21 protein-coding genes are annotated in these 19,216 nt (G+C 75.6%); 13 read left to right on the top strand and 8 right to left on the bottom strand.

Annotation, left to right across the window (positions count from 1 at the left end; genetic code table 11):
- The first annotated feature begins 51 nt into the window (after positions 1–51).
- Together HKK73_RS14325 and HKK73_RS14320 are read left to right on the top strand one after the other, a co-directional pair.
- A complete protein-coding gene (locus tag HKK73_RS14325) occupies positions 52–1,446 on the top strand; it encodes a DUF2252 domain-containing protein (protein WP_216607995.1) in 1,395 nt (464 codons plus the stop codon).
- A gap of 182 nt (positions 1,447–1,628) precedes the next feature.
- A complete protein-coding gene (locus HKK73_RS14320; protein ID WP_034650388.1) occupies positions 1,629–1,958 on the top strand; it encodes a SelT/SelW/SelH family protein in 330 nt (109 codons plus the stop codon).
- 44 nt (positions 1,959–2,002) lie between these two features.
- Here HKK73_RS14320 and HKK73_RS14315 read toward each other — a convergent pair whose 3' ends face one another.
- Positions 2,003–2,383, bottom strand: a complete 381-nt coding sequence (locus tag HKK73_RS14315; protein ID WP_034650386.1) for a DUF5997 family protein — start codon at positions 2,381–2,383, stop codon at positions 2,003–2,005.
- Positions 2,384–2,527: 144 nt separating this feature from the next.
- On the opposite strand from HKK73_RS14315, the gene HKK73_RS14310 reads away from it, so the two are divergent.
- From HKK73_RS14310 to HKK73_RS14295, 4 genes are all read left to right on the top strand, one after another.
- Complete coding sequence (locus HKK73_RS14310; protein WP_144722746.1) at positions 2,528–3,415, top strand: substrate-binding domain-containing protein; 888 nt, start codon at positions 2,528–2,530, stop codon at positions 3,413–3,415.
- Between the two features lie 609 nt (positions 3,416–4,024).
- Positions 4,025–4,417 carry a helix-turn-helix transcriptional regulator gene (locus HKK73_RS14305; protein WP_171468251.1) on the top strand — a complete coding sequence of 131 codons (393 nt, stop codon included), beginning with the start codon at positions 4,025–4,027 and terminating at the stop codon, positions 4,415–4,417.
- Complete coding sequence (locus HKK73_RS14300) at positions 4,414–5,073, top strand: SRPBCC family protein (protein WP_043660541.1); 660 nt, start codon at positions 4,414–4,416, stop codon at positions 5,071–5,073. The genes HKK73_RS14305 and HKK73_RS14300 overlap by 4 nt, the downstream gene beginning before the upstream one ends.
- Before the next feature lie 134 nt (positions 5,074–5,207).
- Positions 5,208–6,035, top strand: coding sequence for a phosphatase PAP2 family protein (locus HKK73_RS14295; protein ID WP_171468250.1), 828 nt, complete (start codon positions 5,208–5,210; stop codon positions 6,033–6,035).
- Between the two features lie 21 nt (positions 6,036–6,056).
- Here the strand turns inward: HKK73_RS14295 and HKK73_RS14290 are convergent, their stop codons facing one another.
- From HKK73_RS14290 to HKK73_RS14275, 4 genes are all read right to left on the bottom strand, one after another.
- Positions 6,057–6,884, bottom strand: a complete 828-nt coding sequence (locus HKK73_RS14290) for a CPBP family intramembrane glutamic endopeptidase (protein ID WP_034653394.1) — start codon at positions 6,882–6,884, stop codon at positions 6,057–6,059.
- A 97-nt stretch (positions 6,885–6,981) separates the two neighbouring features.
- Positions 6,982–7,818, bottom strand: a complete 837-nt coding sequence (locus HKK73_RS14285) for an aldo/keto reductase (protein ID WP_085387481.1) — start codon at positions 7,816–7,818, stop codon at positions 6,982–6,984.
- 136 nt (positions 7,819–7,954) lie between these two features.
- Entirely contained in the window at positions 7,955–8,629 is a 675-nt protein-coding gene (msrA, locus tag HKK73_RS14280) for a peptide-methionine (S)-S-oxide reductase MsrA (protein WP_043655228.1), read from the bottom strand.
- A 146-nt stretch (positions 8,630–8,775) separates the two neighbouring features.
- Entirely contained in the window at positions 8,776–9,570 is a 795-nt protein-coding gene (locus HKK73_RS14275; protein ID WP_085387482.1) for an SDR family NAD(P)-dependent oxidoreductase, read from the bottom strand.
- Between the two features lie 184 nt (positions 9,571–9,754).
- On the opposite strand from HKK73_RS14275, the gene HKK73_RS14270 reads away from it, so the two are divergent.
- From HKK73_RS14270 to ilvA, 3 genes are all read left to right on the top strand, one after another.
- A complete protein-coding gene (locus HKK73_RS14270; RefSeq protein ID WP_085387483.1) occupies positions 9,755–10,993 on the top strand; it encodes a cystathionine gamma-synthase in 1,239 nt (412 codons plus the stop codon).
- A gap of 79 nt (positions 10,994–11,072) precedes the next feature.
- Complete coding sequence (locus HKK73_RS14265; RefSeq protein ID WP_081600043.1) at positions 11,073–12,383, top strand: AI-2E family transporter; 1,311 nt, start codon at positions 11,073–11,075, stop codon at positions 12,381–12,383.
- On the top strand, positions 12,380–13,645 hold the full coding sequence (ilvA, locus tag HKK73_RS14260; protein WP_085387484.1) for a threonine ammonia-lyase: 1,266 nt from the start codon (positions 12,380–12,382) through the stop codon (positions 13,643–13,645). The genes HKK73_RS14265 and ilvA overlap by 4 nt, the downstream gene beginning before the upstream one ends.
- Positions 13,646–13,739: 94 nt before the next feature.
- Here ilvA and greA read toward each other — a convergent pair whose 3' ends face one another.
- On the bottom strand, positions 13,740–14,222 hold the full coding sequence (gene greA / locus HKK73_RS14255; protein WP_021483866.1) for a transcription elongation factor GreA: 483 nt from the start codon (positions 14,220–14,222) through the stop codon (positions 13,740–13,742).
- A gap of 328 nt (positions 14,223–14,550) precedes the next feature.
- Entirely contained in the window at positions 14,551–14,985 is a 435-nt protein-coding gene (locus tag HKK73_RS14250; protein WP_051876692.1) for a DUF4307 domain-containing protein, read from the bottom strand.
- A 208-nt stretch (positions 14,986–15,193) separates the two neighbouring features.
- On the opposite strand from HKK73_RS14250, the gene mca reads away from it, so the two are divergent.
- Genes mca through HKK73_RS14235 form a run of 3 tightly spaced genes read left to right on the top strand, consistent with a single transcriptional unit; the run spans position 15,194 to position 17,369 of the window.
- Positions 15,194–16,135, top strand: coding sequence for a mycothiol conjugate amidase Mca (mca, locus tag HKK73_RS14245; protein WP_051028194.1), 942 nt, complete (start codon positions 15,194–15,196; stop codon positions 16,133–16,135).
- Positions 16,132–16,560, top strand: a complete 429-nt coding sequence (locus HKK73_RS14240; RefSeq protein WP_171467140.1) for a hypothetical protein — start codon at positions 16,132–16,134, stop codon at positions 16,558–16,560. The genes mca and HKK73_RS14240 overlap by 4 nt, the downstream gene beginning before the upstream one ends.
- Positions 16,561–16,562: 2 nt before the next feature.
- On the top strand, positions 16,563–17,369 hold the full coding sequence (locus tag HKK73_RS14235; RefSeq protein WP_253705653.1) for a carbon-nitrogen hydrolase family protein: 807 nt from the start codon (positions 16,563–16,565) through the stop codon (positions 17,367–17,369).
- 42 nt (positions 17,370–17,411) lie between these two features.
- Here HKK73_RS14235 and HKK73_RS14230 read toward each other — a convergent pair whose 3' ends face one another.
- A complete protein-coding gene (locus HKK73_RS14230) occupies positions 17,412–18,185 on the bottom strand; it encodes a hemolysin III family protein (protein ID WP_114553131.1) in 774 nt (257 codons plus the stop codon).
- Positions 18,186–18,451: 266 nt separating this feature from the next.
- Here HKK73_RS14230 and HKK73_RS14225 point away from each other — a divergent pair, with 266 nt between their 5' ends.
- Complete coding sequence (locus HKK73_RS14225; RefSeq protein ID WP_043655243.1) at positions 18,452–19,213, top strand: isoprenyl transferase; 762 nt, start codon at positions 18,452–18,454, stop codon at positions 19,211–19,213.
- Positions 19,214–19,216 lie beyond the last annotated feature (3 nt).

Here is a 19,216-nt window from a genome sequence, read left to right as displayed (position 1 = left end):
GCGCGCCCGGCGGAGCGCTACTGTGCGACTGCGGAGAGCGAGGAGGCACCCGTGGACGTCCCGCGAACCCTGGTCGAGTCCCGTGCCGTCGGGCGCGCGCTGCGCGACCGGGTGCCGCGCCGCACGCAGGGCGCGCTGCTGCTGCCGGAGCGCGACCCGGTGGCGATCGTCGAGGAGCAGAACCGCGACCGGCTCCAGGACCTGGTCCCGCTGCGGATCGGCCGGATGCTCGAGTCGCCCTTCGCGTTCTACCGCGGCACCGCCGCGACCATGGCCCACGACCTGCGCGACGGCCCCCGGACCGGCGTCCAGGTCGTCGCGTGCGGGGACGCGCACGTCTCCAACTTCGGGCTCTTCGCGTCGCCCGAGCGGCGGGTCCTGTTCGACCTCAACGACTTCGACGAGGCGTCGGACGCCCCGTGGGAGTGGGACGTCAAGCGCCTCGCGGCGAGCATGTACGTGGGCGGGCGGGACAAGGGCCTGGCCGAGCACGACTGCGCGGACGCCGCGCGCGGCGCGGTGCGCGGGTACCGCGAGACGCTCGCCGAGGCGTTCGCGCGCGACGCCCTCGCGCGCTACGCGTTCCTCGTCGACACCGCGGTCATCGAGCCCCTGCTGCTCGACGGCGGGCGCGAGGAGCTCGAGCGGACCGTGCGCAAGGCGCGGCGGCGCACGTCGGAGCAGGTGGTGCGGAAGATCACGAGCCGGACCGCCGACGGCCGCACCCGGATCGTCGACCAGCCACCGGTCACCCAGCACGTGGACACGGCGAGCGTCGACGAGCTCACGACGCTGTTCGAGGCGTACCGCGAGCCGCTGCGCGCCGACGCCCGGCTCCTGCTGAGCCAGTTCACGGTCGTGGACTTCGTGCTGCGCGTCGTGGGCGTCGGGAGCGTCGGGACGCGCTGCTACATCGTGCTCCTCGAGGGGCCCGCGGGGGAGCCGCTCGTGCTGCAGGTGAAGGAGGCGACGTCGTCGGTCCTCGCGACGTACGGCGGGATGGTCGACGCGCTGCCGTCCGGGCTCGTGCCCGCCGGGGCCCTGCCCGCGCAGGGCCGCCGGGTGGTCGCCGCCCAGCGCATCCTGCAGGCGCAGTCCGACCCGTTCCTGGGGTGGACGACCGTCGAGGCGCCCGACCGCACGGGCCGCCCACGCGTCGACTTCTACTGGCGCCAGTTCCGCGACATGAAGGGGTCCGTCGAGCTCGGCCGGCTCTCGGCCTCGCAGTTCGTGCGGTACGGGGAGCTGTGCGGGCGCGTGCTCGCCCGCGCGCACAGCCAGTCGCCGGGCGCGCGCGTGGCGCACGGCTACCTCGGCCGCTCCGACGTGTTCGACGAGTCCCTCGCGCGGTGGTCGCGCGCGTACGCGGACGTCGTCGAGGGGGACTACGCCGCGCTCGAGGCCGCCGTGACGAGCGGCCGCCTCCCGGCCGAGCGGGGCGTCTGAGCCGGTCCGACGGCGGTGGACGGCCACCCGCGCGCCCGGCCGTCGCCCGTACGCTGGGCGCCATGACGGACGACGCCGCTCAGCCCGGCCCGCACGCCCCCGCGCCCGCCGAGGCGCCTGCGGAGTCCTCCGCGCGGGCAGAGGCTCCGACCGCGCCCGCCGAGGCGCGCGGGACCGCGCGCGTGGCGGTCGAGTACTGCACGCAGTGCCGCTGGCTGCTGCGCGCGGCGTGGGTCGCGCAGGAGCTCCTGCAGACGTTCCGCACGCGCCTGGGCGAGGTGGCCCTCGTGCCCGGCACGGACGGCGTCTTCCGCGTCACGCTCGACGCCGGGGACGGGCCGGTGCTGCTGTGGGACCGCCGCGTCGACGGCGGGTTCCCCGAGATCCCGGACCTCAAGCGCCGGGTGCGCGACGCCGTCGCGCCCGACCTGTCGCTCGGCCACACCGACCGCGCGGCCACCGCGACGGACGCTGCGACGGACGCTGCGACGGAGGCACCGCGCCCGGACTGAGGCCGGTCGGGCCGCCCGGCAGACGCGGTCCCGCAGGACGCGGCTCAGCCCTTCTTCGCGCGCGCGGCGGCGAGCCGCTCCTCCTCGGCACGGACCTTCTTCTGCACCTCGCGCTCGGCCGTGAGCCACTCCGGCGGGTCCTGGCGCAGCGCGTCGATCTCGTCGGTGGTCAGCGGCTCGGTGAGGCCGCCGCGCGTGAGGCCGGAGATCGAGACGCCGAGCCGGCCCGCGACGACGGGCCGCGGGTGCGGGCCGTTGCGGCGCAGGTCCGCGAGCCACTGGGGCGGGTTCTTCTCCATCTCCTCGAGCTGCGCCCGGGTGATGGTGCCCTCCTGGAACTCCTGCGGCGTGGCGGGCAGGTACACCCCGAGCTTCTTCGCCGCGGTGGCGGGCTTCATGGTCTGCGCGGACTGCTTGGGGGTCATGGGCTCCAGGGTAGTCGGCCGGTCGGGTACCGGCGGCCCGCGGTCGGGCGCGCGGCGGGCGTCCGGCGGGCCTGCGACGGACCGGAGCCGGGCCCGGTGCACGCCGGGCGGGAGCGCGCGGGACCGCGCGCCTAGGCTGTCCGGGTGGACGACGACGCGGGCACGGCTCCCGAGGCAACGACCGACGGCGGCGGGGACGACGGGGCCGGCCGCCGGTTCCGGCTCGCGTACGTCCCCGGCGCGACCCCGGCCAAGTGGGTGCGCACGTGGCGCGAGCGCCTCCCCGACGTGCCGCTCGAGCTCGTCGCCGTCGAGCCCGGCGACGCGGAGCGGGCCCTGCGCGACGACGAGGCCGACGCCGCGATCCTGCGCCTGCCCGTCGACCGCGACGTGCTGAGCGCGATCCGCCTCTACGAGGAGGCGCCCGTCGTGCTCGTGTCGCGCGACCACCTGCTCGCCGCCCTGGAGCCCGAGGAGCCGGTCGCGCTCGACGACCTCGCCGACGACGTGCTGCTGCGGCCGCTCGACGACGTCGTGCCGTGGGCGGGCGAGGCCGGGGCGCCGGACGACGCGCCGCAGCCACCGGGGCGGCCGGCCGACGAGCGGCCCGCGACGACCGGCGACGCGGTCGTGCTGGTCGCCGCGAACGTCGGGGTGGCGGTCGTGCCGCAGTCGCTCGCGCGCCTGCACCACCGCAAGGACGTCACCTACCGCCGCCTGGAGGGGGCGCCGTCGGCCCCCGTCGCGCTCGCGTGGGTCGCGGACCGCGACGACGACCTCGTCGAGGAGATGGTCGGGATCGTCCGCGGCCGCACGGCCAACAGCTCGCGCGGGCGTCGGGCGACGGCGCCCGCGGAGGATGCCGCGCCCGCCCGCGAGCGCCGCGACCGCGACGCGCGCGGTGGCGCGGGCCGCGGGGGAGCGGGCGCCGGTCGTGCGGGAGCGGGTGGCGGGCGCGGCGGGGGTGGCGCGCAGGGCCGCGGCACGCCGAAGGGCCGGGGCGCCCGCGGTCGGGGCGGGAAGCGGCGGTGACGGCTCCGCCGCCCGCGCCGCAGGCTCCGGGTGGCCCGGTCGAGCTCGTGCTGCTCGACGCGGTGCCCCCGGACGAGCGGGGCCGGCTGCTCGCCGCCGCGCTCCGGCTCCGGCTGGGACCCGGGCAGGAGGAGTTCGTGCCGCCCGCGGCCGACGTCGTCGCCGCGGCCCACGCCGACCCGGGCCGGCACCTGCTGGTCGCCCGGCCGCCGGGCGGCGACCCCGTCGCGCTCGGCGTGCTGCACCCCGGCGGTGCCCCGGCCGAGGTCGCGGCGCTGCTCGACGGCGTCGCCCCGGACGACGTCGTGCTGTTCCGCGGCTTCCTCGTCGACGTCGCGGCGCAGGGCGGCGGCGTCGGGTCGCGCGTCGTGCGGGACCTTCCCGGCGCGGTCGCGGCGCTCGCGGCGCTGCGCGGGCGGACGGCGCCGTACGGGGCGCTCGTCCTCACGGTCAACGACCGCAACGCGGCGGGGCGGCGCGCGTACGCGCGCGGGGCTGCACGACCGCGGCGCGTACCTCGGGGGGAGCGCCGGGCCGCAGCGGGTCATGGCACGCGCGCTCGCAACATAGGCATTGACTTATATAAGCGCAGGCTGAAAGATGGGGGTCATGGAAGCGTTCGACGTCCTCGGCGACCCGGTGCGTCGTCGGATCCTCGAGCACCTCGCGCACGGCGAGCAGCCCGCCGGCGAGATCGCGGCGCGCGTGGGGGAGGAGTTCGGCATCAGCCAGCCCGCGGTGTCGCAGCACCTGCGCGTGCTGCGGACCAGCGGGTTCGCGTCGGTCCGCCCGGACGGGACCCGGCGCCTCTACGCGCTCGACCCGGCGGCCCTCGACGAGGTCGAGGACTGGACCGCGGGCCTGCGCCGGTTCTGGGAGCAGCGGCTGGACGCGCTCGGGACCGAGCTCGCCCGGGGTGCCCGCGAGCGCCGTCGAGCGACGGCACCCGGCGCCGACGAGGACGACGAGCGCCCCACCGACACCACGAGGAGGACAGCATGAAGGACTTCATCGCCGAGCTCGAGGCCGCGCGGCGCACCGTCGGGACGGGAGACCTGCCCGCCGGTGCCGCACGGGTCATCACCCTCGAGCGCACCTACCCGGCCGACGTCGAGGACGTGTGGGACGCCGTCACCGACCCCGAGCGCATCCCGCGCTGGTTCCTGCCCGTGACGGGCGACCTGCGGGTCGGCGGCACCTACCAGGTCGAGGGCAACGCCGGCGGGGAGATCCGCGCGTGCGAGGCCCCGCGGCTCCTGCGGCTCACGTGGGTCATGGGTCCGCCGACGCCGGAGGACTCGTCCGTCGTCGAGGTCCGGCTCGCGCCCGCGCCGGACGGCGGCACGACCCTCACGCTCGAGCACACCGCCGTCGTGCCGCCGGAGATGTGGGACCAGTTCGGCCCGGGGGCGGTCGGCGTGGGGTGGGACGGCGCGCTGCTGGGCCTCGGGCTGCACCTCGACGGCGGGGCGACGCTCGACCCCGAGGCCGTACTCGCGAGCCCTGAGCTGCGCGCGTTCAACGTCGCGAGCAGCGAGGCGTGGGGAGCGGCGCTCGCCGCGGCCGACGGGCTCGACGCGGACGACGTCGCCGCCCGCGTCGCCGCCACGACGGCGTTCTACGTCCCCGCGGACGAGGACTCCTCCGGCACCCGGTAGGGCCGCCCCCGCGGTCGCCGGTCGCGGGTCGCGCCGGCGGTCCCGCGAGGTACCGCCCTGGGTGGACGCCCCGCGGCGGACGTCCGCCGCGGGGCGGATGTTCACCCGTGGTTCACCCGGCATACCCTCGTCCGATGACTTCGCCCGATTCGTCCCGCACCACGACCCTGCCCGACCCCGTCCCGACGCGTGACGAGAGCGACGGCGAGCTGGCCGGACCCACCGCCCCCGAGCCGTCGTCCGGGCTGGCGGGGCAGGCGCTCGTGGCGCTGTCGTGGCTCGTCGGGGCGGCGCTCGTCGTCCTCGCCGCCCGGATGCTGCGCGGGCCGAGCGAGTCCCTCTACCTCGCCGTCACGGCGCGCACGGCCGAGCTCCCCGGGACGGAGCTCGTCGCCGAGGGCGGCGTGCTCGTGCTCGTGGCCTGGTGCGCGCTCGTGGCCTGGCGCTCGCGCCGGGGCGGCCCGCCCGCGGTCGCGACGACGCTCGTCGCCGGCGTGGGCGCCGTCGCCGCCTACGCCGCGAGCGAGGCCGTGAAGTCGCTCGTGCAGCAGCCGCGCGGCTGCTGGGAGCTGGTCGAGGTCGCGCACTGCCCCGCGGCGGGCGACTGGTCGTTCCCGAGCAACCACACCGCGATCGCGTTCGCCCTCGCGACCGCCGTCGTCCTCGCCGGCGCGCCGGCCGTGCGGGTTCCCGGCGCCGTGCCGGCGCGGCACGCGACCCGATCCCGCACGCGCGACCTCGCGGTGTGGGTCGTCGTGCCGGCCCTGCTGGCCGTGGCGGTCGCGGCGGCCCGCGTCGCCCAGGGCGTGCACTTCCCGCACGACGTCGTGGCCGGCGCGGCCGTGGGCGTCGCCGTGGTCGTGGCGGCGGTGACGGTGCTCGCCGGTCCCGCCACGACGGCCATCGCGGCGGCGTGCCGCGTCGACGGTGTGCGCCGCGTGCTGCTCGCCCGACCGTCCTGACCTCGCCCGCGGGCCGCGCCGTCAGCGCGGCGCGGTGACGAAGACGTCGAACAGCTCCGGGTGGTGGGCGTGCACGAGCACGGCGAACACCACGACGTCGAACAGCAGGTGGACGGCCACGACGTAGGTGAGCGACTTGCTCCAGGAGAAGATCCAGCCCTGGACGAGCGCGAACGGCACGGTGAGCAGCGGGCCCCACTCGCGGTAGCCGAGCTCCCAGAGGAACGACACGAAGACCGTCGCCTGGAGCAGGTTCGCCGTCCACACCCCGAAGTGCTCGCGGTACAGCGCGAAGACCACGCACACGAAGAACAGCTCGTCCCAGATGCCCACCGCGTTGACGCCGACGAACAGGCGCGCGATCTCCGCGCCGCCCGTGATCGGCGGCCAGTTGAGGTACGCGCCCGACCCGATGAAGTAGAACGGCAGGATCAGGTAGCCCGCCACGACGACCACGACCAGGTACACGACCTGCCCCCGCGTCCAGCGGCGCCCCGTCGCGACGGGGAACGTGACGGCGTCCTCGCGGAAGACGAAGCGGGACAGCGCCCACGGGACGAGCACCGCGAGGGAGAGCACGACGGCGAAGCGCACCATGCCGGCGTCGGACAGGTCGGCCTTCAGCGAGATGGTCGAGATGATCCCCATCCCGACGCCGACCAGCGCGAGGTCGCGGCCGAGGCGCCGGTCCACGAGCAGCCCGAGCGCGACCCCGAGGACGAGCGGGACGTACCCGAGCGGGCGCGCGTGGACCGCGAAGAGCAGCACCGCGGAGCCGGACACGAGGACCGCGGCGAGCAGCCGCAGGGGCGACCCGACCGCCCAGGGCGGGCGGGCGGCGTCGGGCAGCGGGCTGAGCGCGGGGGAGGTCACGCGCACACGGTGCCACGACCGGCGGGCCGGGGCGCGCGCCGCCGCGCCGGGACCGGGCCGTGCGGTCCCGGCGCTACAGCTCCTCGTACACCGCCGGGTCCTGGCCGTTCGTGCGCCCGTCCGCCCGGGCGAGCCCGGTCAGGGCGTTCATCTCGTGCGTGGTCAGCTCGAACGAGAACACGTCGAGGTTCTCGCGCTGACGCTCCGGCGACGACGCCTTCGGCAGCGGCACGACGCCGAGCTGCACGTGCCAGCGCAGGATCGCCTGCACCGGGGAGACGCCGTGCGCTGCCGCGACCTGCGTGACGACCGGGTCCCGGAGCAGGTCGTTCGCGCGACCGATCGGGCTCCACGCCTCCGTGACGACGCCGCGCTCCGCGTCGGCCGCGCGCTGGAGCGGCTGCGGGAAGTACGGGTGCAGCTCGACCTGGTTCACGACGGGCGTCACGCCCGTCGCTGCGATCACCGCGTCCAGGTGCTCCGGCAGGAAGTTCGAGACGCCGACGTGCCGGACCAGGCCCCGGTCGCGGCACTCCACGAGCGCCTCGTACGCCTCGACGTACCGGCCCACGCGCGGGTTGGGCCAGTGCACGAGGTACAGGTCGAGGTAGTCCAGGCCCGTGCGCAGCACCGACTCCTCGACCGTCCGGACGGCGTCGTCGTGCGCGTGGTGGCGCCCGGGGAGCTTCGACGTCACGAGCACGTCCTCGCGCGCGACGCCCGAGCGGCGCACCGCCGCACCCACGGCGCCCTCGTTCTCGTAGCTGAACGCGGAATCGATCAACCGGTACCCCGCGTCGATCGCGCGCGCGACGGCGTCCGCACCCTCCTCGCCCTGGAGCCGGTAGGTGCCGAGTCCGATCGCGGGGATCGTCGTGCCGTCCTGCGCCGCGAGGGTGGGGATCGTCATGGGCCCATCGTGCGGGCGACCCCGGCGGCCCCGCACCTCGGCGGGACGCGCCAGCGGGACGTCGCGCGGGCGAGACGCGAGAAGTGGAACCCTGATCCGGCGGGACCAGGGGCCACTTCTCACCTCTCGGCGGGTGCTACGCGGCGCTCGGGAACGGGACCCCCGTGGTCGCGTGGCAGCGGTAGCCGTTCGGGTTCTTGTCGAGGTACTGCTGGTGGTAGTCCTCGGCGTAGTAGAACGGCCCGGCCTCGGCCGCGGGGCGCATCTCCGTCGTCACCGGGTCGTACCCCTTGGCCTCGAGCACCGCGGAGTAGCGCGCCGCCGTCTCACGGACGGCCCGCTCCTGCTCGGGCGTCGTCCAGTACACGGCGGACCGGTACTGGGTGCCGACGTCGTTGCCCTGGCGGTAGCCCTGCGTCGGGTCGTGGCGCTCCCAGAAGATCTTGAGCAGCTCCTCCTCGGAGACCTTCGTCGGGTCGTACGCGACGAGCGCCGTCTCGGTGTGGCCGGTGCGCGCGGTGCACGCCTCCTCGTAGGTGGGGTTCGGCGTCGTGCCGCCCATGTAGCCGACGGCGGTGCTCACCACCCCGGGGACCTGCCAGAAGATCTCCTCGGCGCCCCAGAAACAGCCCATCGCCAGGTAGAGCACGCGCGTGCCCTCGGGCCACGGGCCGGTGATCGAGGTGCCGAGCACGGTGTGGGGACGCGGCGTCTGCAGCACGGGCGACTGGCGCCCGGGCAGCGCGTCCTCCGGGGCGATCATCGTCGTCTTGCCGGACGAGCCGAAGATCGCGTCGAAGATCGAGTTCATCGCTTACCTCCTGAGGTGCCCGGACGACCGGGGCGCTGGCCCACGACGCATCGTCCTGGCACGGGGTAGAACGCGGCGGGGGCGGTCGGTGTTCCGCGGACGTGCCGCGACCGAGGGGGTCGAGGGAGGCGTCCGGCCCGAGCCTCTCACGGGACGATCGAGTCGATGTACCCGCCGTCGACGCGCACCGCGGCGCCGGTCGTCGCCGACGCCAGCGGCGACGCGAGGTAGGCGACCATGTGCGCGATCTCCTCCGGCTCGATGAGGCGCTGGAGCAGCGACTGCGGGCGGTGCTCGCGCATGAACACGCGCTGCGCCTCGTCCCACGGCAGGTCGTCGCCGACGAGCTCGCGCGCGAACGCCTCCACCCCGCCCGTGTGCGTGGGCCCGGCGAGCACGCTGTTGACCGTGACGCCCGTGCCCGCCGCGGCCTTGGCGAACCCGCGCGAGACGCCGAGCAGCGCCGTCTTCGTCACGCCGTAGTGGATCATCTCGGCCGGGATCACGACCGCCGAGTCGCTCCCGACGAACTGCACCCGGCCCCAGCCGCGCTCCGTCATCCCCGGCAGGTACGCGCGCGTGAGCCGCACGCCCGCGAGGACGTTCACCTCGAAGTAGCGGCGCCACGTGGCGTCGTCGATCGCGAGCGGGTCCGCGCTCGAGAAGATGCCGAGGTTGTTCACCAGCACGTCGACGTGCGGCACGGCGTCGAGCACGGCCGCCGTCCCCTCGTCGGTCGCGAGGTCCGCGGCCACGCCCAGCACGTCCGCCCCGGGCACGTGCTCGCGCACGTCGGCGGCGGCCCGCTGCGCCGTCTCCTCGGAGCGCCCGTTGACGACGACCGCCGCGCCGCACGCCGCGAGCGTGCGCGCGATCGCGAGCCCGATGCCCTGCGCCGAGCCGGTGACGAGCGCCCTCCTGCCGTCCAGGTCGATCCTCATGCGCGGGCTCCTTCTGGGTCGTCGGACGACGGCCGCCGCCCGCCTCCCTACCGTGCCCCGCGGCGGTCGCGGCCGCCACCGCCCCCGCCACGGCCGCCGTCGAGCAGGTGGTCCTCGCTCGTCCGGGTAGCGGGACGGACCAGGACCGCCTGCTCGGCGCAGGGGGTGCGCCTAGGCTGGTCGGGTGACCACCTCGAGCGAGCACCCCGACTGGACCACCACCGGCTTCTCCACGCGTGCGATCCACGCGGGCCAGGACCCGGACGCGACGACCGGCGCCGTCGTGCCGCCGATCCACCAGGTCTCGACGTACAAGCAGGACGGCGTCGGCGGGCTGCGCGGCGGCTACGAGTACTCGCGCTCCGCGAACCCGACGCGCACCGCCCTCGAGGAGGCGCTCGCGGCCGCGGAGTCCGGGGGCCTGCGCCCCGACGGCGGCTCGCCCGCCGCGCGCGGGTTCGCCTTCGCGTCCGGCCTCGCCGCCGAGGACACGCTGCTGCGGGCCGTCGTGCGCCCCGGGGACCACGTGATCGTGCCCGACGACGCGTACGGCGGCACCTACCGCCTCATCGCCCGCGTGTTCGGGCCGTGGGGCGTCGAGCACACGCCCGTCGACCTCACGGACGTCGAGGCCGTGCGCGCCGCCGTGCGCCCCGAGACGCGCGTCGTCTGGGTCGAGACCCCGACGAACCCGCTGCTCGGAGTGAGCGACGTCGCGGCGCTCGCGGGCGTCGCGCACGACGCCGGGGCGCTGCTCGTCGTCGACAACACCTTCGCGACCCCCTACCTCCAGCAGCCGCTCGCGCTGGGGGCGGACGTCGTCGTGCACTCGACCACGAAGTACGTCGGGGGCCACAGCGACGTCGTCGGGGGAGCGCTCGTCGTGGCGACGGGCGCGCAGCTCCCCGGCGGGCTCTCGTCGCCCGCGGGCGGCACGGACGTCGCGGGGGCGGTGGGCTTCCACCAGAACGCGTCGGGCGCCGTCGCCGGACCGTTCGACGCGTGGCTCACGCTGCGCGGGCTCAAGACGCTCGCGGTGCGCATGGACCGCCACCAGGCGAACGCGGCCGCGGTCGCGGAGTTCCTCGACGCGCACCCGGCCGTGACCGAGGTGATCTACCCGGGCCTCGCGTCGCACCCGGGCCACGAGCTCGCGGCGCGCCAGATGTCCGGGTTCGGCGGCATGGTCTCGTTCCGCGTGGGCAGCGAGGCCAAGGCGCTCGACGTGTGCGCGCGCACGCGGGTCTTCACGCTCGCGGAGTCGCTGGGCGGGGTCGAGTCGCTCGTCGAGCACCCCGGCCGCATGACGCACGGCTCCGTCGCGGGCACGGCGCTCGAGGTCCCCGACGACCTCGTCCGGCTGTCCGTCGGCATCGAGGACGTCGAGGACCTCCTCGCCGACCTCGGGCAGGCGCTCGCCTGACGGGGAGATCCTGCGCACACCGCGCGGGCTCGCCGTGCGCAGGGGCGCGCGGCGGGGGCCGCTCCCCTAGGGTTGCGCTGTGAGCGCGCAGACGGACCAGCACCGCACCCCCGACCCGCTTCCTCCCGCGCGTCCCGGCGCAGCGGCCGTGCCCGACGCCGTGCGCTCGGCCGCCGCGTGGTCGTGGCGCCTGCTGCTCATCGGCGCGGCGATCGCGGCCGGGCTGTGGGTCGTGACGCAGCTCAAGGTGATCGTCGTGCCGATCGCGGTGGCGCTGCTGCTCACCGTGCTCCTCACGCCGGTCCAGCGGTTCTTCCGGCGGCACCTGCGCATGTCGCGCGGCCTCGCGTCGGGCGCCGCGCTCATCGCGCTCATCGTCGTGGTCGCGGGGCTCATCGCCATCGCGGGGCAGCAGATCGTCAGCGGCTTCCAGGACCTGCGCGACCAGGCCGTCGAGGGCTTCGAGCAGTTCACGAACTGGCTCGCCGACGGCCCCCTCGGCCTCGACTCCACCACGCTCTCGCACTGGCTCGACCAGGCGGGGACCGCGGTGTCCGAGAACCAGGACTCGATCGTCTCGGGCGCGCTGGGCGCGGCGACGACCATCGGCCACGTGCTCGCCGGGGCCCTCATCGCCCTGTTCTGCACGTTCTTCTTCCTGCTCGACGGCCGCTCGATCTGGTCGTGGGTCGTGGGGCTGCTCCCGCTGCGCGCCCGCGACCGCGTGCACCAGGCAGGCCGTCGCGGCATCGTGACGCTCGCCGCGTACACGCGCACCCAGATCCTCGTGGCGGCCGTCGACGCGGTCGGCATCGGCGTCGGCGCCGCGTTCTTCGTGCCGTCGCTCGCGCTGCCGCTCGGCATCCTCGTCTTCGTCGGGTCGTTCATCCCGATCGTCGGTGCCATCGTCACCGGGTCCATCGCGGTGCTCGTGGTGCTCGTCGCGCAGGGCTGGGTGCAGGCGCTCGTCATGCTCGGCATCGTGCTGCTCGTGCAGCAGATCGAGGGCCACATCCTCCAGCCCTTCCTCATGGGGCACGCGGTCTCGCTGCACCCCGTCGCCGTGCTGCTCGTCGTCGCGGCGGGCAGCTTCGCCGCAGGCATCGTCGGCGCGCTGTTCGCGGTCCCGATCGCCGCGGTGCTCAACACGGTGGTGCTCTACCTGCACGGCCACGACAAGTTCCCCGAGCTCGGCACCGACGACCGCGTCGTCGTGCGCGGCAGCCCGCAGCCGCCCGTCATCGCGCGCGCCGAGTCCGACCTCGACGACACGGGCGCCCGCCGCCCCGGTCGCCGGGCGCACGACGCCGGCGGCTCGGCGGTCGTCGAGACGCAGGACGCCGGCGTCGCCGACGCACCGGGCGAGGGCACGCCGGGAGAGGCGCGGTGACCTCGGGTCCCGTGCCCGTCCCGCTCGACGACGTCCGCGACGCCGCCCGCCTGCTCGACGGCGTCGCGTACCGCACGCCGGTCCACACCACCCGGGCCATCAGCGAGGCGGCGGGCGTCCGCGTCCTGCTCAAGTGCGAGAACCTCCAGCGCGCGGGGTCGTTCAAGGTCCGCGGCGCCTACGTGCGCATGGCGCGCCTGAGCGCCGACGAGAAGGCGCGCGGCGTCGTCGCGGCGAGCGCGGGCAACCACGCGCAGGGCGTCGCGTTCGCCGCGGGACTGCTCGGCATCCGGGCCGTCGTGTACATGCCGGTCGACGCCGCGCTCCCCAAGGTCGCGGCGACGCGCCAGTACGGTGCCGAGGTCCGGCTCGTCGGCGCCGACGTGGACGAGACGCTCGCCGCCGCGCGCGCCGAGGCCGACCGCACGGGCGCCGTCTTCATCCACCCGTTCGACCACCCCGATGTCGTCGCAGGCCAGGCGACCATCGCGCTCGAGATCCTCGAGCAGGTGCCCGACGTCCGGACCGTCGTCGCCCCGCTCGGCGGCGGCGGGCTCGTCGCCGGGCTCGCCGCGGCGTTCGCGCAGGCCGCGCCGCACGTGCGCGTCATCGGGGTGCAGGCGGAGCGCGCCGCCGCCTACCCGGGCTCGCTCGCCGCAGGAGAGCCGACGACGGCCCGGCTCGCCGGGACGATGGCCGACGGCATCGCGGTCGGGACCCCGGGAGCGGTGCCGTTCGGGATCGTCGCGCACCACGGCGTCGAGGTGCGCACCGTGACCGAGGAGGAGATCTCCCGGTCCCTGCTCATGGTCGCCGAGCGCGCGAAGCTGCTCGTGGAGCCCGCCGCCGCGACCGGCGTCGCGGCGCTCCTGTCCGGGACGGCCGCGGTCGACGCCGGCGCGGCGGACCCGGTCGAGGGACCGGTCGTCGTCGTGCTGTCCGGGGGGAACGTCGACCCGCTCGTGCTGCTGCGGGTCGTGCGGCACGGCCTCGCCGCCGCAGGCCGGTACATCCAGCTCCAGGTGCTGCTCGACGACCGCCCCGGCGCCCTCGCGCGCATGCTCGAGGCGATCGCGGCGAGGCGGGGCAACATCATGCACATCGACCACGACCGCACCGACGTGGGCCTCGCGATCGGCGAGGCGTGGGTGCGCATGCAGGTCGAGACCAAGGGCCCCGAGCACTGTGACGAGCTCGTCGCGCACCTGCGCTCCGCGGGCTACCGCGTCGAGCGCAGCGACGGCGGGTCGCCGCGGGTCTGACGAGACCCGAGAAGCGAGAAGTGGCCCCTCCGACACGTGTCGGAGGGGCCACTTCTCACGTCTCGCCCGGCGGAGTGCGGCCGCCGGGGGCGCGTCAGCCCTCGAAGGGCTTCGCGGCGGTGATCTTCACGGCGATCTCGTTGCCGTTCGGAGCGGTGTAGCTGGTCTCGTCGCCGACGGTCTTGCCGTCGATCGCGGCACCGAGCGGGGACGTCGGCGAGTACACGTCGAGGTCCGTCGTGCCGGCGATCTCGCGCGAGCCGAGGAGGAACGTCATCTCGTCGCCCGCGACGACGGCCGTGACGACCATGCCGGCCTCGACCTTGCCGTCGTCCGGCGGCGTGCCGATGCGCACGTTGCGCAGCTTCTCGGTGAGCTCGCGGATGCGGGCCTCGTTCTTGGCCTGCTCCTCGCGGGCGGCGTGGTAGCCGCCGTTCTCCTTGAGGTCGCCCTCGTCACGGGCGGCGGCGATGCGCTCCGCGATCTCGGTGCGGCCCTCGCCGGACAGGTGGGCGAGCTCGGCCTGCAGCCTGTCGTGCGCCTCCTGGGTCAGCCAGGTGACGGTGGTGTCGGTCACGGTTCGCTCCTTCCTTTCCATGGTTCGACGGTCGCGCCGGGCACGGCCGTGCAGAGACGGGCAGCCGGGGCGCGTGCTCACGCGAGCGCCTGCCTGCCCGGGTCGGTGACGCTGCCCGGGTGGCAGCGCGGAGGACTGGTTCCCGCCGGACCGCCGGGTCGCCCGGTGGTCGGTCGCCTGTCACGAGCACCGGCCGCGGGCCGCACGCGGTCGGGTGCGGGAATCCCTCAGGATAGCAAAGCACGAGGTGCGGACGGCGCGGGGCGGGCCGGTCCGGCGGCACGACGGACGGGAGTGCGGCGGCCGGGCCGCACGACGGCCGGGCGGCTCAGGGGGCCGGGCGGCAGGACTGGACGATCCCCGTCGTGGCGAGCTCCGACGTCGCGACGCTCACGGTGTAGCGAGACTCCGTGACCTCGACGGGACCGACCGTGACGTCGACCGTGCCGACCTGCGCGTAGCTCTCGGCCAGCGCGTCGAGGGTGCACGTCGCCGTCGTGCCGGGGTCCATGTACACCTCGAACGTGACGTCCACGCGCTCCGGGCTGACGACGGTGTACCCGAAGTCCTTGTAGCGCACCGGCTCGTTCGCGTAGCGCAGCCCGATGACGAACGTGACGGCGAGCCCGACGACCGCGACGAGCACGATCCCGACGACCGCCAGGCGCCGACGCCGCTCGGTGGGCTCGGGCCCGTACCGCCCCGCCGGAGGGCGCAGGGGCGTGCTCGGGCTCGGCTGCGGGGCGGTGGTCTCGTTCGTCATGGTGCGGTCCCGTGGTCGGTGCCGCCGCGCCCTGGTCGCTGGCCCGGCGGGTGCCGGCGGTGGCCGGCGGTTCGTCAGGTGTGGGCGCGGTGGTGGATCATGTCCTCGACCCATCTTCGCAGAGCCCCGGCCCTCGTCGTGCACCCACGGCGTCCCGTGCCGCGTCCCAGGCCGCGCGAGGAGACGTACGACGCACCCGGGAGGACCAGTGGCCGAACCCGCGGCCGGATCGACCACCCACCGCGAGCAGCCGGAGACGCTCCGTCTCCTGGCCGTGCACGCCCACCCCGACGACGAGTCGAGCAAGGGCGCCGCGACGACGGCGCGCTACGCGGCCGAGGGCGTGGACGTGCTCGTCGCCACGTGCACCGGGGGCGAGCGTGGCGACATCCTCAACCCGAGCTTCGGCGAGGGCCCGGCGGACATCGAGGGCATGCGCGCCCTGCGCCGCGTCGAGATGGCCGCCGCGGCGCGCGCGCTCGGCGTCCGGCAGCAGTGGCTCGGGTTCGTCGACTCGGGGCTGCCCGAGGGGGACCCGCTGCCGCCGCTGCCGGAGGGCTCGTTCGGTCTCGTGCCGCTCGAGGAGGCCGCCGCGCCGCTGGTCGAGCTCGTGCGCGAGTTCCGCCCGCACGTCGTCACGACGTACGACCCGTCGGGCGGCTACCCGCACCCGGACCACGTCATGTGCCACCGCGTCGCGTTCGAGGCGTTCCACGCCGCAGGCGACCCGGAGCGCTACCGCCGGGAGGGCGGCGCGGCGCCCTGGTCGCCGCTCAAGCTGTACTACAACCACGACTTCTCGATGAACCGCATCCGCACGCTCCACGAGGCGATGCAGGGCGCGGGCCTGGAGTCGCCGTTCGGCGACTGGGTCGAGTCGCGGTCCGCGCGGGAGATCCCCGAGCGCGAGGTCACGACGCGCGTCCACGTGGCGCGCTACTACGCCCAGCGTGATGCGGCGCTCATCGCGCACGCGTCGCAGATCGACCCGGAGGGCTTCTTCTTCGCGATCCCGCGCGACCTCGAGGTCGACGTGTGGCCGTTCGAGGAGTTCGAGCTCGCGGAGTCGCGCGTCCCGACGGACCTGCCGGAGGACGACCTGTTCGCCGGCGTGCGGGAGCTCGTCGCGGGCGAGGAGGTGGCCTCGTGAGCGCGGCACCCTTCCTCGACGTGCCGACGCTCGCGGGCGGCCCGGGCTGGGCGGCGGACGTCGTCGCGGAGACCGCGACGCCGAGCCCGTCGGACGACCCGCTGCGCGAGGACCTGGACCCGAACGACGTGTCGCCCGGCCTCGCCGGGTTCCTCGCGATCTTCGCCGTGGCGGTCGCGACCGTCGCGCTGTTCTTCGGGCTCTCGCGCCAGCTCCGACGGATGCGGCACAACGCCGAGACCCAGGGGATCGGCCCGGACGGCCCGGTCGACGCGACCGCCCCGGAGACCCCCACCGGCTCCGCGACCGCCGGCTCCGGGCCGGACGGCTCCGCGTCCGACGGCGCCGCGCCGGACAGCTCCACGTCTGGCGGCACCCACGACGGGCGCGGCCCGGCAGAGAGCGGCCCGGAGCGGCAGGGCTGACCGTGGCGACCGGCGCTCGCGTCACGATCGGGCAGCTCGAGGTCTCGGCCGACCACGCCGCGAACCTCGTGACCGTCGGCGCGGCGTTCCGGGAGGCGGCGCGCGTGCGCGCCGACCTGCTGGTGCTGCCGGAGTACGCCGCGGCGTTCGACCCGCGCGGCACCGGCGCGGAGCACGCGGAGCCGCTGGACGGGCCGTTCGTCGGCACGCTGCGCCGGCTCGCGCGCGAGCACGGTGTCGCGGTCGTGGCGGGGACCCTCGTGCCGGGCAGCGCGCCCGGCCGGGCGGTGAACGTCGTCGTGGCGGTGGACGCCGCGGGCGACCTCGTGGGGACGTACCGCAAGGTGCACCTCTACGACGCCTTCGGTCACCGCGAGTCGGACCGGCTCGACGCGGGGGACCCGGCCGCGCCCCCGCTCGTGCTGCGCGTCGGCGACCTGGCGTTCGGCGTGATGACCTGCTACGACCTGCGCTTCCCGGAGAGCGCGCGGCGCCTCGTGGACGCGGGCGCCGACGTGCTGGTGGTGCCGGCTGCGTGGGCGGCGGGCGAGCTCAAGGCGGACCAGTGGCGCACCCTCGCGCGGGCCCGCGCGATCGAGAACACCGCCGTCGTGCTCGCCGTGGGTCAGGCGGGCCGGGGCGTGACCGGGCGCTCCCTGCTCGTCGGCCCCGACGGCCAGGTGGGGCTGGAGCTCGGCGAGCGCGCGGAGCTGCGCAGCGCGGACCTCGACCCGGCCGCGCTGGCCGCGGTGCGCGAGCGCAACCCGTCGCTCGCGAACCGGCGCTACGTCGTCGTCCCGAAGGACTGAGCCGCGCGGGGCGCCCGGGTGGGCGCTCAGCGCGACGGGCGCTCAGCGTGCGGCGAGCGCCGCGATGAGGATCGCGGCGTAGTGGCACCCGTAGCCGACGACCGTGAGCACGTGGAAGATCTCGTGGAAGCCGAACCAGCGCGGGCTGGGGTTGGGCTTCTTGATGCCGTAGACGACGGCGCCCAGCGTGTAGGCGAGGCCGCCGACGGCGACGAGCCAGACGATCGCCGGGCCGTTCGTCGTCGTCCAGAACTGCGGCATGTAGCCCACCGCGACCCACCCGAGCGCGACGTAGATGGGCACGTACACCCACCGCGGGGCGTCGAGCCACAGGATCCGGGCGAGGAGGCCGAGCAGGGCCCCGCTCCACACGATCGCGAGCAGGATCGTCGCGGTCCGCTGGGGGAGCAGGAGCACGGCGAGGGGCGTGTAGGTGCCCGCGATGATGAGGAAGATGTTCGAGTGGTCGGCGCGTCGCAGCACGCCGGCGACGCGCGGCGACCACGTGCCGCGGTGGTAGACCGCGCTCGTGCCGAACAGCAGGCACGCGCTGAGGCCGAAGACGGCGCACGCGACCTTGCCCGCCACGGCCGGCGCGACGAGCACGAGCACGATGCTCGCGACGAGGGCGACGGGGAACGTCCCCGCGTGGATCCAGCCCCGCAGGCGCGGCTTGACGACCTCGGCGACCTTCGCGACGGCGTCGCCCACGTTCTCGCGGACGGACTCGAGCGCGTCGGTGCCGGATGCATGCGCGGGGCCCGGGTCGGCGGGCGGGGCGCTCGGGGTGCAGTCGCGGTCGGTCGGTCGGTCCACGACGTCTCCTCGGTGGTGGGTCCGGGCACGGAAGAGGCCGGCGCGGGGCTCCCGCGCCAACCTACGCCATCGTAAGTTACGCCAACGTAGGTTCGCGACCCGTCCCCGCCCCGCGGTGTGAAGATCCTGGGCAGGGGCGTGCGGAGCGGTCCGGGCCTGCCGGACCGGGCACGGACGAGCGGTAGCGTGTGCGGGTTCGGCCCGAGCGCCCCGCACCGGGGCGTGCCCGCCGGGCGTCCCCGTCCGCCCATCGCCGAGGAACCAGCGTGCGCCTGCCCCGCCCCGTCTACGGACTCTACGAGCGTCGCCTCGCGGCGACCCTCTCGCGCGAGAGCGTCCCGCGCCACGTGGGCGTCATCCTCGACGGCAACCGGCGGTGGGCGCGCTCGTTCGGGGAGTCGACGGCGACCGGGCACCGCCGGGGCGCCGACAAGATCACGGAGTTCCTGGGCTGGAGCGAGGACCTCGGCGTCGAGGTCGTCACGCTGTGGATGCTCTCGACCGACAACCTGTCGCGCTCGCAGGAGGAGCTGTCGGCGCTGCTCGACATCATTGAGGACGCCGTGCGCGACCTCGCCGAGACGGGCCGCTGGCGCCTGCGGGTCATGGGCCGGCTCGACCTGCTGCCGGAGCGGCTCACAGCGGCGCTGCGCGACGCCCAGCAGCGCACGGCCGCCGTCGACGGGCTCCAGGTCAACGTCGCGATCGGCTACGGCGGGCGCCACGAGATCGCCGACGCCGTGCGGTCGTACCTGCGCGAGCAGGCCGCCGCGGGCGCGCGCCTGCAGGACCTCGCGGAGAACCTCGACGTCGAGCACATCGAGGAGCACCTCTACACCAAGGGCCAGCCGGACCCGGAGCTCGTCATCCGCACGTCGGGCGAGCAGCGCCTCGGCGGCTTCCTGCTCTGGCAGAGCGCGCACTCGGAGTTCTACTTCTGCGAGGCGTACTGGCCCGACTTCCGTCGCGTCGACTACCTGCGCGCGCTGCGCGCGTACTCGCAGCGCGAACGCCGCCTGGGCCGCTGACCG

The sequence above is a fragment of the Cellulosimicrobium sp. 72-3 genome (assembly GCF_013127315.1).
Classification (GTDB): Bacteria; Actinomycetota; Actinomycetes; order Actinomycetales; family Cellulomonadaceae; genus Cellulosimicrobium; species Cellulosimicrobium funkei.
This window is presented reverse-complemented; position numbering and strand designations above follow the sequence as displayed.

What these genes read in the sequence shown, in the direction of transcription:
- HKK73_RS14295 (WP_171468250.1), top strand. Translation starts at nt 5,208, where the DNA reads ATGACTTCGCCCGATTCGTCCCGCACCACGACCCTGCCCGACCCCGTC.
- HKK73_RS14305 (WP_171468251.1), top strand. Translation starts at nt 4,025, where the DNA reads ATGGAAGCGTTCGACGTCCTCGGCGACCCGGTGCGTCGTCGGATCCTC.
- HKK73_RS14285 (WP_085387481.1), bottom strand. Translation starts at nt 7,818, where the DNA reads ATGACGATCCCCACCCTCGCGGCGCAGGACGGCACGACGATCCCCGCG.
- HKK73_RS14250 (WP_051876692.1), bottom strand. Translation starts at nt 14,985, where the DNA reads ATGACGAACGAGACCACCGCCCCGCAGCCGAGCCCGAGCACGCCCCTG.
- HKK73_RS14300 (WP_043660541.1), top strand. Translation starts at nt 4,414, where the DNA reads ATGAAGGACTTCATCGCCGAGCTCGAGGCCGCGCGGCGCACCGTCGGG.
- msrA (WP_043655228.1), bottom strand. Translation starts at nt 8,629, where the DNA reads ATGAACTCGATCTTCGACGCGATCTTCGGCTCGTCCGGCAAGACGACG.
- HKK73_RS14315 (WP_034650386.1), bottom strand. Translation starts at nt 2,383, where the DNA reads ATGACCCCCAAGCAGTCCGCGCAGACCATGAAGCCCGCCACCGCGGCG.
- HKK73_RS14275 (WP_085387482.1), bottom strand. Translation starts at nt 9,570, where the DNA reads ATGAGGATCGACCTGGACGGCAGGAGGGCGCTCGTCACCGGCTCGGCG.